At 72.4% G+C, this 14,653-nt stretch carries 14 protein-coding genes and 3 pseudogenes; 10 read left to right on the top strand and 7 right to left on the bottom strand.

Annotated elements, in window-relative coordinates; all coding sequences use genetic code 11:
• Positions 1–585 precede the first annotated feature (585 nt).
• The 4 genes and pseudogenes from BJF86_RS09210 (at position 586) to BJF86_RS19370 (ending at position 3,314) form a co-directional block, all read left to right on the top strand.
• Positions 586–1,353 carry a methylenetetrahydrofolate reductase gene (locus BJF86_RS09210; RefSeq protein ID WP_075818429.1) on the top strand — a complete coding sequence of 256 codons (768 nt, stop codon included), beginning with the start codon at positions 586–588 and terminating at the stop codon, positions 1,351–1,353.
• A gap of 671 nt (positions 1,354–2,024) precedes the next feature.
• Positions 2,025–2,855 (top strand): hypothetical protein, encoded by an 831-nt coding sequence (locus BJF86_RS09200; RefSeq protein WP_075818424.1) that lies wholly within the window; start codon positions 2,025–2,027, stop codon positions 2,853–2,855.
• Positions 2,852–3,076 (top strand): annotated as a pseudogene (locus tag BJF86_RS19815) (SRPBCC domain-containing protein); the annotation flags it as partial. The gene BJF86_RS09200 and the pseudogene BJF86_RS19815, both read left to right, overlap by 4 nt.
• A 25-nt stretch (positions 3,077–3,101) precedes the next feature.
• A complete protein-coding gene (locus BJF86_RS19370; RefSeq protein WP_075818422.1) occupies positions 3,102–3,314 on the top strand; it encodes an SRPBCC family protein in 213 nt (70 codons plus the stop codon).
• Positions 3,315–3,403: 89 nt separating this feature from the next.
• Here the strand turns inward: BJF86_RS19370 and BJF86_RS09185 are convergent, their stop codons facing one another.
• Both BJF86_RS09185 and BJF86_RS09180 read right to left on the bottom strand, forming a co-directional pair.
• A complete protein-coding gene (locus tag BJF86_RS09185; protein WP_075818431.1) occupies positions 3,404–6,022 on the bottom strand; it encodes a DEAD/DEAH box helicase in 2,619 nt (872 codons plus the stop codon).
• Between the two features lie 19 nt (positions 6,023–6,041).
• A complete protein-coding gene (locus BJF86_RS09180) occupies positions 6,042–6,542 on the bottom strand; it encodes a LysM peptidoglycan-binding domain-containing protein (RefSeq protein ID WP_075818433.1) in 501 nt (166 codons plus the stop codon).
• Positions 6,543–6,624: 82 nt separating this feature from the next.
• Between BJF86_RS09180 and BJF86_RS09175 the strand changes: the two genes are divergently transcribed.
• On the top strand, positions 6,625–7,041 hold the full coding sequence (locus BJF86_RS09175; protein WP_022925936.1) for a hypothetical protein: 417 nt from the start codon (positions 6,625–6,627) through the stop codon (positions 7,039–7,041).
• A gap of 26 nt (positions 7,042–7,067) precedes the next feature.
• Positions 7,068–7,670 carry a hypothetical protein gene (locus tag BJF86_RS09170; RefSeq protein WP_075818420.1) on the top strand — a complete coding sequence of 201 codons (603 nt, stop codon included), beginning with the start codon at positions 7,068–7,070 and terminating at the stop codon, positions 7,668–7,670.
• 1 nt (position 7,671) lies between these two features.
• On the opposite strand, the gene BJF86_RS09165 is transcribed toward BJF86_RS09170, so the two are convergent.
• The 5 genes from BJF86_RS09165 to BJF86_RS09145 all read right to left on the bottom strand — a co-directional run bounded on the left by BJF86_RS09165 (position 7,672) and on the right by BJF86_RS09145 (position 11,618).
• Positions 7,672–8,205: a cysteine hydrolase family protein gene (locus tag BJF86_RS09165; RefSeq protein ID WP_075818417.1), complete on the bottom strand. Its 534-nt coding sequence runs from the start codon at positions 8,203–8,205 to the stop codon at positions 7,672–7,674.
• 4 nt (positions 8,206–8,209) lie between these two features.
• Positions 8,210–8,482 (bottom strand): DUF3349 domain-containing protein, encoded by a 273-nt coding sequence (locus BJF86_RS09160; protein WP_237768150.1) that lies wholly within the window; start codon positions 8,480–8,482, stop codon positions 8,210–8,212.
• A gap of 31 nt (positions 8,483–8,513) precedes the next feature.
• Positions 8,514–8,816: a hypothetical protein gene (locus BJF86_RS09155; RefSeq protein ID WP_075818413.1), complete on the bottom strand. Its 303-nt coding sequence runs from the start codon at positions 8,814–8,816 to the stop codon at positions 8,514–8,516.
• Positions 8,816–10,042, bottom strand: coding sequence for an inorganic phosphate transporter (locus BJF86_RS09150; protein ID WP_075818411.1), 1,227 nt, complete (start codon positions 10,040–10,042; stop codon positions 8,816–8,818). Before BJF86_RS09150 ends, BJF86_RS09155 begins: the two co-directional genes overlap by 1 nt.
• Before the next feature lie 103 nt (positions 10,043–10,145).
• The gene (locus BJF86_RS09145; RefSeq protein WP_075818408.1) at positions 10,146–11,618 is read right to left on the bottom strand and encodes a purine-cytosine permease family protein; all 1,473 of its coding nucleotides are present in this window, start codon (positions 11,616–11,618) and stop codon (positions 10,146–10,148) included.
• A gap of 46 nt (positions 11,619–11,664) precedes the next feature.
• On the opposite strand from BJF86_RS09145, the gene BJF86_RS19585 reads away from it, so the two are divergent.
• From BJF86_RS19585 to BJF86_RS09130, 4 genes and pseudogenes are all read left to right on the top strand, one after another.
• Entirely contained in the window at positions 11,665–11,901 is a 237-nt protein-coding gene (locus BJF86_RS19585) for a hypothetical protein (protein ID WP_321166171.1), read from the top strand.
• 81 nt (positions 11,902–11,982) lie between these two features.
• A pseudogene (locus BJF86_RS19580) lies at positions 11,983–12,531 on the top strand (endonuclease/exonuclease/phosphatase family protein); the annotation flags it as partial.
• Positions 12,532–12,592: 61 nt separating this feature from the next.
• On the top strand, positions 12,593–13,195 hold the full coding sequence (locus tag BJF86_RS09135) for a hypothetical protein (RefSeq protein ID WP_075818405.1): 603 nt from the start codon (positions 12,593–12,595) through the stop codon (positions 13,193–13,195).
• A 134-nt stretch (positions 13,196–13,329) separates the two neighbouring features.
• Positions 13,330–14,653: pseudogene (locus BJF86_RS09130) on the top strand (hypothetical protein); the annotation flags it as partial.

Genomic DNA, 14,653 nt, shown 5'->3' with positions numbered 1-14,653 from the left:
TCCCGGTCAGAGGGCTGGACGGCTCTCCCCCGAGCACCTGGAGGCAAGACCGCCGACCCCCGCGCAACCCGTCAAACAACTTCAGACGCGCGACACTAGCACTGCTGAGCGGGCTTGCTCTGACGCTGATATGTAGGCACTTGAGTCAGGCCTTGCGCGGAATTCTTCTCCTGATCTTGGGAGCGGCATCGTTCCTGGCGATCGGCGCGGTCTTGTGGTTGGTCGACGTCGATCCCACGGCCTATCTCGGGCTAGCACTCGGCGCCTCGACGGGTTCTATAGCGTTGACGAAGGACAGGAGACCGGGTCGAGGCGATCCTATGCCCACCACGTAAGCCTTCGACTCCGTTGTCACCGACGAGAGCTGAGCCCCACCGCCACCAGATCTCGACCTCTCGTTCTCTTTGCCATGGCGAAGGAACGAGAGGTCGAATCTCTCTGGCGGCCCGTCGGACACCGTTGACCACAGATCCGTCCTCGACGAGGTGCTGGACCTGCTGCGGACCTGACCCACCTCCGCCGCAGGTGGTGCGGCGGACGAGGTGATTTCTCGAGCCGGAGGCGCTGCTGGAAGACTGGACGACCATGTCGTCCCGCATCTCGGTCGAGCTGGTCCCCCGCAGCGCGGAGTCGGTGCGCAGCGAGATGGCCCAGGTCGCAGACCGGCTGCGCGGTGTCGACACCGTCAACATCCCCGACCTGCTGAAGTTCGACCTGCGCAGCTGGCAGGCCACCGAGGTCGCGCGCGACGCCGCCCGGCGGGCGGACGGCACGGCATACCGGACGATCCCGCACATCCGTGCCGCCGACGTCGACCCGGACGCACCCCTGCCGATGGCCGACGAGGCCCGCCGCACCGGGGAGCTGCTGGTCGTCTCCGGCGACGACGCCGACTACTTCCACTCGGCCACCTACCCGGTCGACGCGGTCGACGTCATCCGTCGGGTGCGCGCCGAGCTGCCCGAGGTCACCGTCTACGCCGGGCTGGACCCCTACCGGCAGGCGATGACGACCGAGATGCGCTACCTCGACCGCAAGCTCGCGGCCGGGGCGAACGGCATCTTCACCCAGCCCTTCTTCGACACCCATCTCATGGCGGCCTGGGCCTCGGTGCTGCCCGAGGGGATCGACGTGTGGTGGGGGGCGACCTCGGTCACGACGAGCGGGGCGATGGGCTACTGGCGGCGCCGCAACCGGGTCGTCTTCCCGGCCGGCTTCGACTCCTCGATGCCGTGGCAGCGCGACTTCGCCCGCCGGGTGGTGGACTTCGCCCGCGAGCGCGGCCACCACGCCTACCTCATGCCGGTGCGGGCGCCGCTCCTGGACTACCTCGGCGGGGTCCTCGACGGCTGACCGGCGTCGCTGTCGGTGCCCGCTGCCAGGATGACGGGTATGACCACCTGGGGGACGACTCCGACGGAGCCGCCGCGGCCGGTCGCCGGTGAGGGCGACGGCTGGGTGCGGCGCGCCGTGGTGCTCATCCACGGGATCGGCGAGCAGGAGCCGACCGGCACGCTGCGGGGCTTCGTCGACGGGCTCGGGCTGGGCGAGGACGCGTGGAGCAAGCCGGACCGGGTCAGCGACAACCTCGAGCTGCGCCGGATGTCGGTCTACGGGCGCTCCGGCCGTGGCTCCTCGGTGCCGACCGACCTCTACGAGCTCTACTGGGCGCACCACGCCCCGGAGTCCACGGTGCCGCAGGTGCTGCGGTGGCTGGCCCGGCTGCTGCGCCGCCGCTCGGCCTGGTCCGGCAGCCCGTCCGCGCCGGTGCTCAACGTCCTCACCCTGCTCCTCGTGCTCACCCTCGCCGCCGCGGTGGCCATCGCCGTCGTCATGGTGTGGCGGGAGGGCGTCCGCGCCTGGCTGACCGAGCCGCCCTTCTGGGTGGTCCTGGGGCTGGCCGTGGTGCAGTCGGGCCTGCGCCAGGTGCTGACCCGCCGTCTCGCCGACGCCGAGCGCTACCTCACACCCGACCCGGCAGGGTCGCGGCCCGCACCGCGATCCGCAACGAGGGCCTGGAGCTCATGCGCCGGCTGCACGCGGCGGAGGTCTACGACGAGGTCGTGGTCGTCGGTCACTCGCTCGGCTCGGTCATCGGCTACGACATCCTGCGGCTCTACTGGGACGAGGCCCGGCACCCGGCCTTCGAGAAGATGGGGCCGCAGCCCGAGGCGGAGCGGCTGGTCCTCGACTACAGCGACCCCCTCGGGCTGGAACACGGCGAGGTCGACGTCTTCCAGCACGTGCAGCGCCGGCTCTGGCGGGAGTGCCGCCAGCGGGGCGTCCCGTGGCTGGTCACCGATTTCGTCACCCTGGGCTCGCCGCTCGCGCACGGCCGGCTGCTGCTGGACACGCGGGCCTCCTCGCTGCAGCGTCGCCAGGACGACCTGGAGCTGCCGATGTGCCCACCGATGCCGTCGCTGGCACCCACCGCGGAGGCCGACGACCGCTCCGGCGCGTTCTACCCCACCGTGCTCCGCAAGGGCGAGCTGGAGCGCACCGCGCTGGTCGGCAACCACGGGGCACCCTTCGGGCCGACCCGGTGGACCAACCTCTACTTCCCGCGGCGGGCCTGGCTCTACGGCGACCCGGTCGCCGGGCCGCTGCGCCCGACCTTCGGGACCGGCATCCGCGACCTGGCGGTGCACCACTCGGGGCCGCACCGACGCTGGTGGCACCGGCTGCTGCCGATGCACGCGCACCTGCGTTACTGGGCCCCGCTGCAGGGTCCGCCGCGAGAGCGCGCGGGTACGGTGGAGAGCGTGCCGGCGCTGCGGGCCGTCCTCGGTCTGCAGCAGGAGGACCAGCCCGGCGACGAGGAGCAGGACCACCATCGTGCGGGAGGGACCCCATGACCGAGCCGACCACCTACCCCGGCCCACGGATCGTCGTCGCGCAGGACCTGCCCGTGCCCGCCGATCCCGTCTTCGAGGCGTGGACCGACGAGGCGGTCCTGGCGACGTGGTGGTGGGCGGGTCTGCCCGACACGCAGCACCAGGTGCGCGCCGAGGTCGGCGGCGACTTCGCGGTGAGCTCGCAGGTGGCCGGGCTGGCGGGACGCGGGCGCTTCACCCGGCTCGACCGCCCCTCCGCTGCTGCAGATGGCGTGGCGCTGGGAGACCGGCGAGGGTCAGGCGCAGGACGACCTGGTGACCGTCGAGCTGCGGGAGCACTCCCACGGCACCCTCGTGGTCCTCACCCACGAGATCGCCGACGCCGACTCCGACACCGCCATGCGCGACGGCTGGCTCGGCGCGCTCACCGCCCTCGCCGCACACTTCCCGGCCTCGTCCGAGCGCGGCAGCGGCCACTGAGCGCCGGCTCGTCACTCCTGAGCCTGGTCGAGGAGGCTCTCGGCTGACGAACCGGCTCCCAGACGCGAGAACAGGGGCCGGGTCCGGCCTCAGAGCCGGCGGAAGGCCGTCGCCAGCAGCACCGGCTCCCCCACGGCGTCCGAGGCATCCAGGTCGCACTCGGCCTCGATGACCCAGTCGAGGTCACCCTCGGGGTCGCTCACCGTCTGGCTGACCCGCCAGACCCGCGCGGCCCGCCCGTCGGAGATCTGCGCCTGCCCGGCCTGGACCGGCTCGACCCGCAGGTGCTGCGGCCCGCGGGCGTCGGCGTCGAGGACGACCTGGTCGTGCTCGTCGTAGAAGGCGCCGACCGCCGCGTCCCAGTCCTCCCGGCCCATCAACGGCTCGACGGCCTCCTCGGGCAGCGCGGCGACCTGCGCCTCGAGGTCGCCCAGCGCCTCCCAGGCGTCGTCGGCGACCAGCTCCACCCGGCGCCACATGGCGTTGCGCACCATCACCCGGAAGGCCCGCTCGTTGCCGGTGATCGGCCGGGCCGGGACGGCGGGTGCACCCGCGGCCTCCCGGGCCGCGGCCTCCGCCACCCGCTCGGGGTCGGTGAGGGCCTCCCACTCCTCCAGCAGCGAGGAGTCGGTCTGCCGGATCGTCTCGCCGAGCCAGTGCACCAGGTCGTGCAGCCCGTCGGTGTAGGCGGACTCCGGGACGGTCTGCCGCAGCGTGCGGTAGGCGTCGGTGAGATAGCGCAGCACCACGCCCTCCGAGCGCGCCAGCTGGTAGTAGCCGACGAACTCGGTGAAGCTCATCGCCCGCTCCCACATGTCGCGGACGACGGCCTTGGGCGACAGCGCGTCCTCGCGCACCCAGGGGTGGGACTGGCGGTATACCGCAAGGGTCCCCTGCAACAGCTCGGCGAGCGGCTGTGGCCAGGTGACCTCCTCCAGCAGGGCCATCCGCTCGTCGTAGTCGACGCCGTCGGCCTTCAGCTGCGCGACCGCCTCCCCGCGGGCGCGGTAGCGCTGTGCCAACAGGATCGGCATGGGGTCGTCGAGCACGGACTCCACCACCGAGACGACGTCGAGGGCATACGTCGGCGCCTCGGGGTCGAAGAGCTCCAGGGCCGCGAGGGCGAAGGGCGCCAGCGGCTGGTTGAGCGCGAAGTTCTCCGCGACCCCGGGTGCGAGGTCGATGCTGCGGCCCTCCCGCTGCCCCGGGTCGACCCGCACGAGCACGCCGGTGTCCAGCAGCGAGCGGCCCAGGGCGATCGCCCGGCGCGCCAGCCGGTTCTGCGCCGCCGGGGTCTCGTGGTTGTCCCGCAGCAGCGCCGACAGGTGCTCGACCGGGTCCCCACGACGGGCGACGGTGTTGAGGATGACGGCGTGGTCGACCTTCATCTTCGACTGCAGCGGCTCCGGCTCGGCACCGACGAGCTTGGCGTAGGTCTGCTCGCTCCAGGAGACCGAACCCTCCGGTGGCTTCTTCCGCTGGACCCGCTTCTGCTTCTTCGGGTCGTCACCCGCCTTCGCGAGGGCGCGCGCGTTCTCGATGGCGTGCTCCGGCGCCTGCACCACGACATACCCGGAGGTGTCGAAGCCGGCCCGGCCGGCCCGACCGGCGATCTGGTGGAACTCGCGGGCGCGCAGGACCCGCTGCCGGGTCCCGTCGAACTTCGCGAGCCCGGTGAAGAGGACGGTGCGGATGGGCACGTTGATGCCGACCCCGAGGGTGTCGGTGCCGCAGATGACCTTGAGCAGACCGTCCTGCGCGAGCTGCTCGACGAGCCGGCGATAGCGCGGGAGCATGCCGGCGTGGTGCACGCCGATGCCCTGCCGGACGAGCTGGGACAGGGTCCGCCCGAAGCCCGCGGTGAACCGGAAGGCGCCGATCCGGGTGCGGATCGCCTCCTTCTCGGCGGCGTCGACGAGCCGAGGCACAGAGAGCAGCGACTGCGCGCGCTCCAGCGCCTCTCGCTGGGTGAAGTGGACGACGTAGACCGGCGCCTGGCGCTCCTCCAGCAGCTCGGTGATCGTGTCCGGCACCGGGGTCATCGCCAGCTCCGGGGCGAAGTGGAGCGGGACCGGCCGCTCAGCCCCGGCTACCAGAGCGGTCTGCCGCCCGGTGCGGCGGGTGAGGTCCTCACGGAAGCGCGTCGTGTCGCCGAGGGTGGCGGACATGAGCACGAACTGCGCCTGCGGGAGCGTGAGCAGGGGGACCTGCCAGGCCCAGCCGCGCTGCCCGTCGCCGTAGTAGTGGAACTCGTCCATGACGACGACGCCGAGGTCGGCGCCCTCCCCCTCGCGCAGCGCGATGTTGGCCAGCACCTCGGCGGTGCACACGACGATCGGGGCGTCGGCGTTGACCGCGGCGTCGCCGGTGAGCATCCCGACGTTCTCGGCGCCGAAGACCCGGCAGGCGTCGAAGAACTTCTCGCTGACGAGGGCCTTGATCGGCGCCGTGAGGAAGGCCACCTCGTCGCGCGCCAGCGCGAGGAAGCAGGCTGCGGTGGCGACCAGCGACTTGCCGCTCCCCGTGGGGGTGGCGAGCACGACGTTGCTGCCCTCGAGCAGGTGCAGCAGCGCCTCCTCCTGGTGCGGGTAGAGCTCGGTCCCGCGCTCCCGCGCCCAGTCGGCGAAGGTGGTGAAGAGCGCGTCAGGGTCGAGCTCGGCGGCGCCGTCGCGGGGCAGGCTCGCGGTGAGGGTCTGGTCGGTGGGCATCACCGCCCATTGTGGGCGATCAGCCTGCCGTGCGCGGCACCCGCACCACCTGACCGACGGAGATCACGTCGGGGTCGGTGATCGTCCCCGGGTTGGCCGTGACCAGCCGGTGGTAGAGGCTGCCGTCGCCGTAGTAGTGGTCGGCGATCCCCCACAGGGTGTCGCCGGCGACGACCGTGTGCTCCTGGTAGACGGCATACCCGGGCACCACCTGCGGACCGTGCACCACCTGGACGGTCTGGGTGTCCATCTCCCCGTCGCCGTCCCGAGGCGAGGGCCAGAAGACCTCCACGGTCAGCAGCGGCAGCGTAAAGGCCGCGCCGGAGAGATCGACCTCGACCTGGAACTGCCCGTGCCCCCCGACACCGTCACCAGCGCTGAAGTGGCCGACGACCTCGTCGTGCCCCTCGCTGACGCGGTAGTTGAAGGTCGCCTCGAAGGCACCGCCCGCCGTGCCGGCGACGAGGAGGGTGTCGGACACGAGGTCGTACTGCTGCGGTTGCTGGATCCGGATGCTCACGGGCACCACCTCTTTCCGTGACGTCAGGATACTCCCGCGGTCCGCCGCGCGGAAGACACCGCCCGTCGGGCACGATGGGCGCATGCTCAGCGTCGACCTCGCCCGCCGCCTGCACGACGCCGGTCTCATCTGGTCGCCGCTGGCCGGCGACCGCTTCGTCGTGGACCGGCCCGGGCTCTCGCACGACGTCTTCTACCTCGCCGACATGACGGTGGAGGTGCACGAGTTCGTCGGCGGTTCGGTGATCGGCTTCAACGGTGTCGCTGAGTGGGCGCTCGACTCGGTCGCGCTGGACGACACGGTCTGGTTGCCGCGGGAGGACCAGCTGCGGGCCGTGCTCGGGCACGACTTCGTGGGCCTCGGCAAGCGTGGGACCGAGCCGGACGACGTGTATGCCGTCGTCGCGCTCGTCGAGGGCGCTCCCCAGACCTTCACCCACCGGGACGCCGAGGAGGCCTACGGCCTGGCGACCCTCGCCGTGCTCGCGCACCGCCACTGACGCATGACTCGGCGCTAGCCTTGAGCATGGCGCCCGACGAGACAGAGTTCTTCCACAGCGACCGGGGTCACTACGAGGACCTGAGACGGCAGCGGGAGGCGGCCGAGGACGCCGCCACCCAGGAGCGCTCGCGCAACGCCGGTTGCGGGCTGCTGTGGCTCCTGCCGGCCCTCCTGGCGCTCGGCTCGATCCTGGCGCTGGACGACCTGCTGGCGGCCTGGCCGGCGTGGAGCGAGGGCGTCGCGGAGCTGCTGCCGCCGAGCGTGGCCGAGGGAGCGCGGGAGCGCTGGTGGGGTGCCCTGCTGCTCGGGATCGGGGTGCTCACGCCGCTGTGGTTGCTGGCCTGGGCGCTGGCCGCGGTGCGCCGGTCGGTGGCGGTGCGCATGCCACGCGGCTGGGTCGCGGGGCCGGTGCGCTGGGTCTGGCTCACCGCGCTGACGGGGGTGCGGGCCGTGGTCACCCTCGCGGGGCTCGTCACCGCCTGGCAGGTGGTGCGCCTCGTGTGGGGGATCCCGCTGCAGCAGGTCGACGACGTCCGGACACCTGCCCTGGTCGTCCTGGCGCTGGTGGGGGCCGCCTCCGCCCTGCGCGGGGTCGCCCTGCACCGGCAGCTCCCGTCCCGACGGTGACTCAGCGGCGGATGGTGACCTGCGGGGCATACAGCTCCATGGCTGCCAGGGCGCGCTCGTGGGCCTCGTCGGTCGACCCGGCGCAGGCGGCCGCGACGACCTCGACCGTGCACCCGGCGTCGGCGGCGGCCAGCGCCGTGGACAGGACGCAGCAGTCCGTGGCCACGCCGGCCAGGACGAGGTGGGCGTCGGCGCCGACGACCTCGCGCAGGCCCTCCCCCCACTTGCCGAAGGTCGGCTCGGAGACGGTGTAGGGCAGGTTGAGCTCGGCGATGTCGTCGACGAGGTCGAAGAGCGGGTCGAACTGCTCCCGGTCGGCGAACGGGAAGCACTCGAAGTAGGGCACCCAGGAGCCGTGCTTGACGTGCGGCGGGATCCACCGGGTCTGCACCACGCGTTCGCCGGCGCCGTGCTCGGCCACGAGCTCGCGGATCGGCCCCACCGTCTCCGCGAAGCGCGGGGCGCACCACTCCGAGGAGGGGTCGGCGAAGATCCGTTGCGCGTCGACGACGACGAGCCAGGTGGCGGTGCTCATGGCGCTAGGGTACGTCCGGGTCCGCCAGCGGCCAGCCCCCCGCGGCCAGGTGCGCGGACACCCGGGCGACGTCCTTGTCGGTGGCCTCCTGCAGGGCATACGACCAGATGAGCTCGCGGATCTGCTCCTGGGTGACCGCCCCGTCGCTGTCGGCGAGGAGCTCGGCGACGATCGCCTCGATGTCGTCCTCGGTCAGCTTGCGGCGCAGCACCCCCAGGAGGGCGACGTAGTCGCCGTCGGGCACGCCCTCGGGATAGCCGGCCCGCAGCCACTCCACGACCCGCCGCAGTATGCCTGACCGCTCCACCTCAGGCTCCCTTCTGCAGCGTCGGGAGCACGCCCTCGAAGGCGAGCTCGTAGCCGAAGCCCGAGGACACGATGACGGCCAGGCCGAGGAGGACCCCGACCACCACCGCCACGAAGCAGAGCCAGGCGACCGGTCGCAGCCACGGCCGCGGGTCGGAGCGGTCGGCCTCGGCGTCGCCGCCCTCGGCGAGCGCCAGGGCGCGGATGCCCAGCGCGAAGACCAGCGGGAGGCCGGCCCCCAGCAGCAGCCCGGCGAGGAGCAGCTGCCCGCCGCCCGTGAGCCAGAGCCCGAGCAGGTCACCCATCAGCGACCCCCTTCCCGCGGGGCGCGGCCGTGGCTCTCGACCCACTCCTCGTTGACGTTGGTGTGGTCCACCGGCGCCTGCCGGGAGCGGCGCCACATGACCCCGACCGCGACGAGGAGCAGCAGCGTCATGACCACGGCCGCCAGCGCGCCGCCGCCGAGCAGGTGCCCGAGGAACCAGGTCGCGGCACCCGCGATGCCCGCCATCGGCAGCGTGATGAGCCACGCCGTCACCATCCGGCCCGCCACGCTCCAGCGCACCTCCGCCCCGGGCTTGCCCACCCCGGAGCCGAGGATCGAGCCGGTCGCGACGTGCGTCGTGGAGATGGCGAACCCGAGGTGGCTGGCGGCCAGGATCACCGCGGCGGAGGCCGACTCGGCCGCCATCCCTTGCGGCGAGGAGATCTTCACCAGCCCCTGCCCCAGGGTGCGGATGATGCGCCACCCCCCGAGGTAGGTGCCCACGGCGATGGCGAGCGCGCACGAGGCCTTGACCCAGAAAGGCACGCTGCCGGTGTCGGTCCAGTGCCCGGTCGCCAGCAGCGCGAGCGTGATGATGCCCATGGTCTTCTGCGCGTCGTTGGTGCCGTGCGCCAGGGACACCAGGGAGGCGGACCCGATCTGCCCCCACCGGAAGCCGGCCGCGCGGTACTTCTTGGCGACCCCCTCGGTGACCCGGAACACCAGCCAGGTCCCCACGGTCGCCACGACGAGCGCGATGACCGGGGACATGAGCGCCGGCAGGATCACCTTGCCGACGACACCGTCCAGCTCGGACCCGTCGCCGACCCACTTCACCCCGGACCAGCCCAGCGCCGCCACGGTGGCGCCGATCATCCCGCCGAAGAGCGCGTGCGAGGAGGACGACGGCAGACCGAAGAGCCAGGTCAGGACGTTCCAGACGATCGCCCCCACGAGCCCGGCGAGCAGGATGAGCAGCAGCGCCACTCCCCCGTCGCCGATGAGCTCAGGGCGGGGCGAGCCGTCGGAGTCCTGGATGTTGATGACCGCGTTGGTGACCGTGAGGGCCACCTCGATCGACAGGAACGCACCGACGAGGTTGAGCACCGCCGACAGCAGCACCGCCGTCCGGGGGCGCAGGGCCTGCGTCGCGATGGAGGTCGCCATCGCGTTGGCGGTGTCGTGGAAGCCGTTGGTGAAGTCGAAGGCCAGGGCGACCACGACCACCAGCACCAGGATGAGCAGGTCGGCGGGCACGAGGGACATTGTGCACGCCGCGAGCGGCATTCACCCACCGTTCACCGGGAGCGGGTTGACCCGGTCGCGTCCGGTATACCGGCCGCCGGGTCGGGCACGCGCCCGCCGCGGCTCAGGCGGACTCCTGCCGGCGCACGATCGCGCGCCCGAGGGTGAGCCAGCCGACGAAGCCGATCCCCAGGGCGACCAGGACCCCCAGGTTGGCCCAGGCCCAGGTGCCCTCCTTGCCGCCCAGCCCGAGCGGGCCGAGGAGGTATCCCTGCCAGTTGTTCCAGGCGGCGGCGTCGGCGAAGAGGTTGATGACCAGACCCCAGCCGATGACCGAGCCCACGACCATGAGGCCGATCGCGGTCCAGTTCCAGTCGCCGTAGCGGCCGCGCGGGTCGAAGAGCGCCCGCTCGTCGTAGTCCTTGCGGCGCAGCGCCACGTCGGCCATGAGGATGCCCGCCCAGGCCGCGATCGGGACACCGAGGGTGATGAGGAAGCTCTGGAACGGCGCCAGGAAGCTCTGCGCGAAGAAGACGACCCAGATCGTGCCCAGGGTGAGGATCGTCCCGTCGATGAGCGCCGCGGCGGGGCGCGGGATGTCGATGCCGAGCGAGAGCAGCGTCAGCCCGGAGGAGTAGATGCCCAGCACGGCACCGCTGACGAGCGCGAGCACGGCCGCGAGCAGGAAGGGGACGAGGAACCAGATCGGCAGGATCGTGGCGAGGGTGCCGATCGGGTCGTTGACGATGCCCTCCTCGAGCTCGGGCTGGGAGCCGATGAGCAGCAGACCGTAGATGACGAGCAGGGTCGGTGCGAGGGCGCCGCCCAGGGTGTTCCAGAAGACGATGGCGCCGCCGCTGGCGTCGCGCCGCTGGTAGCGGGACCAGTCGGCGGCGATGTTGATCCAGCCCAGCCCGAAACCGGTCATGAGCATCACCAGGGCCCCGATGACGGACTCGGTCGAACCGGCCTCGCGGGAGGTGACGGCGGCCAGGTCGATCCGGTCCAGCGTCATGAGGATGTAGGCGATGGTGGCGGCTCCGGTGAGCCACGTCAGGATCGACTGCAGCCGCATGATCGTGTGGTAGCCGGCGACGGACGCGGCCACGATGAGGGCGGCGATGACGGCGCAGGCGAGCACCTTCGTCGTGGTGCCGCCGCCCCAACCGAGCTGGGTGAAGACGGTCGCCGTGGCCAGCACCGCCATGATCGCGAGGAAGGTCTCCCAGCCCATGGAGATCAGCCAGGAGAAGACGCCGGGCACCTTCTGACCCTTGACGCCGAAGGCCGCGCGGGAGAGCACCATGGTCGGTGCGGACCCCCGCTTGCCGGCGATCGCGATGATGCCGCAGGCGAGGAAGGAGGCGACGACACCGAGGACGGTGACGAGCAGCGCCTGAGTGAAGTTGATGCCGAAGCCGAAGACGTAGCTGCCGTAGCTGATCCCGAAGACGGACACGTTGGCGGCGAACCACGGCCAGAAGAGGTCGGCCGGGCGTGCGGTGCGCTCGGCCTCCTCGATGATCTCGATCCCGTTGGTCTCGACGAGGCGGCGCTCGGTCTCGCTGAGCCGCGCTGTCGCGGTGCTCTCGCTCATGGGGTGAACTCTCGCACAGACGTCCCCCCGCCCCACCGTGTCCGGTATGACGACGCGCACGGCATACCTCTCCGTCCTGACCGTGACCGCTCTCGTGGGTGCCCTGGCCGCCGCTCCGGCGAACGCCCACGACCGTCCCGGGCGTGACCGCGGTGCCGTGGACCGGGACGTCCGGATCGCGACCTGCAACGCCTCGCTGAACCGCTCGGCCGAGGGCGACCTCGCGGCAGACCTGAGCAGCGGTGACGACGAGCAGGCGCGCAACGTGGCGCCGACCCGGTGAGCTACCCCTACGCCTACCTCGCGCCGTCCAACACCGGCGTGCCGAGCGGGTACGACCCCAACAACGACGGGAGCGTCGGGGGACCGGACGCCGCCGACCTTCGACGGCGAGGAGGACCGCAACGGGCGGCGCAACCACGACGAGATCCGCTTCTGGTCCGACTACGTGGCTGGCGAGCGCGCCTCGTCCTACATCTACGACGACCAGGGACGCTCGGGCGGCCTGGGCCGGGGTGAGCGCTTCGTCATCGTCGGCGACTACAACGCCGACCCGGTCGACGGGGACTCGCGGGACGGCGCGATCAACCAGCTCCTGGACAGCCGCTCGATCCGGACCAGGGTCAGCCCCGGCAGCGAGGGTGGTGTGGAGCAGGCCCGGCTGCAGGGTGGGGCCAACGAGGACCACCGCGCCGACCCTGCCCTCGACACCGCCGACTTCAACGACACCCCGGCGCCGGGCAACCTGCGGGTGGACTACGTGCTGCCGAGCCGTCAGCTCCCGGTGCTCGACGCCGGGGTCTTCTGGCCCACCGAGGACGACCCGCTGTTCCGGCTGGTCGGCACGTACCCGTTCCCCACCAGTGACCACCGGCTGGTCTGGGCGGACCTGCGGCTGGTGCATCGGGACTGACCGGGAGGGGACCCGACCGGACCGCTCACGGGCGGCCGGCGGCCCGGCATACCCTGGGTGCATGACGGGGACTCCGGAGGAGCAGGGACCGCACGCACGGGACGAGGGGCAGCCGGGCGCCGAGCGACCGCCGCTGCCCAGTCCCAGCGACGAGGCCGACCGGCCGATGACGATCATCGGTGGCCCGGCGGCGCAGGACTCGCCGGACTGGCGCCCGGAGCAGGGCGGTGCTGGCGCGGGCAGCGACGTGCCCGCTCAGCGCCGGGCCGATGTGCCCGCGCTGGCGACCCCGTCGCGGATCACGACCTTCTTCAGCTCGACCAAGCGGCTGGGCCGCTGGCAGGTGCCTGAGGTGCTGACCCTGTCGGGCGGGTTCTCCGAGTCGGTGCTCGACCTGCGCGAGGCGGTCGTCAGCTCCCCCGTCGTCGAGCTGCGGCTCAACGACGTCTTCTCCAGCTGCAAGGTGATCGTCCCGCGCGGCGTCGGGGTGGACGTCCCAGGCGGCAGCGCGCTGTTCAGCGACCTCAGCGGCGACTACGAGGGCGTCTCCGACCCGGGTATGTGGCGGCTCACCATCGTGCACAACGGCGCCTTCAGCAGCGTCAAGGTCATCTCGCTGAACCCCGGCGAGCCCGAGCCGAAGTGGTGGCAGAAGCTCTTCTGAGGGGGCGCGCCCGCGGTGCGTCTCGGCCCAGACATCCCCACGACTCGCCCTTGACGTCGAACACGTGTTCGATTAGCCTGGTGAGATCAGGACGAGGTGCTTCATCTGAGGGGGTGAGGGGCGTGGCGGTCGCGGTGATCGAGTCGGAGGGGTCGGCGGAGGAGGCGGCGCTGGGTGCGCTCGGGGCTGTGGCGGCGGCCCGTTCGGGTCTGGAGGCGCGGCTGGTCGAGGCGGCGCGGTTGGTGGTGGCGGTGACCGGGGCTGCGGTGCTGGCGCAGAAGGGGTTCGTCTCGGTGGAGGAGCTGACCGACGGTCAGCGGGCGAGGTGGCGGGCGGAGACGAAGCGGGCGGCGTGCGCCGAGGTGCAGGCGCGGCTGGGGATGGGCATCACGCAGGCGCGGCACCTGGTGGGTCTGGCGTGCGCGCCGGTGGGGGTGCGGGCGGCGGTGCTGGGTGCTTTGGACCGGGGCGAGGTGTCGTGGGACATGGTGAGGGCGTTCTGGCGGCGGTGCGGCTCGTTGGAGGTCGACGGGGCGTTGCTGGTCGCCGAGGGATTGTTCGGCACGGACCGGCACGTCGTCGTGGCCGAGCGGCTGACACCCGAGGGTGAGCTGCGGCAGGGGCCGTGGCACGAGGTGGACTACACCGCCGCGCTGGCACGGGAGGCGACCCGGGCCGAGGGGAGCGATGTGGTGGCCGAGCGGGAGCGGCGTAGCAGGGCCTACCGGGAGCGTCGCGCGAGGATCACGGTCCACGACGACGGGACGGCGACCCTGGAGGCGACCGGGCCCGCGATCTCGTTGATCGCGGCGCACGCCCGGGTCGAGCGCGCTGCCCGGCTGCTGCGCAAGCAGGGCGACCCCCGCACCCTGGACCAGCTCCGCTCCGACGTGCTCACCGCCTTCATCGTCCACGGACGGCTCCCGGTGCCGGACCACCTCGGCAGTCCGCCCGAGGCAGGCCCAGGCGCCCGGTCGCCCGAGCCGGGGATGGCGACCGGTGCCGGCGACTCCGAGACCCAGGCAGCGAGCAGCACTCGCCAGCCTGAGCCCGGGACGGCGACCGGTGCGCACGCCCTGGAGCCCGGGGCAGCTGGCGAAGCCCGCGCCCCCGAGGATCATCTCGTGGCTGATGGGCCTGGACCGTCCGGTTCGACTGCTTCGTCTGCGGCGGCAGACGACGCGAGGCCGGAGGGCTGGGCCGATCTGGTCACGCCTGACCTGGAGGCCATCCCGCGGGTCGCGACCGGCATGCCGACCGTCGAGCCGCAGGTCGTCGTCCCCTGGGACGCGCTGGCCGGCCGAGCCGCCTGCTCCACCTGCGCCGCAGGGACGGGTGGCCTTCACGACGCCGCGGTGCGGGATCCCTCAGGCCCAATCCAGCGGGAGGACTCTGCGCACCGGGCCCGCCCGGGTGACCCAGGCAGGTATCCGGTGGACCCACCTCGCCGGGAGGACT

The sequence above is a fragment of the Serinicoccus sp. CNJ-927 genome (assembly GCF_001942435.1).
GTDB lineage: Bacteria > Actinomycetota > Actinomycetes > Actinomycetales > Dermatophilaceae > Ornithinicoccus > Ornithinicoccus marinus.
The sequence above is the reverse complement of the archived record's forward strand: the minus strand, read 5'-3'. Positions and strand labels throughout refer to the sequence as shown.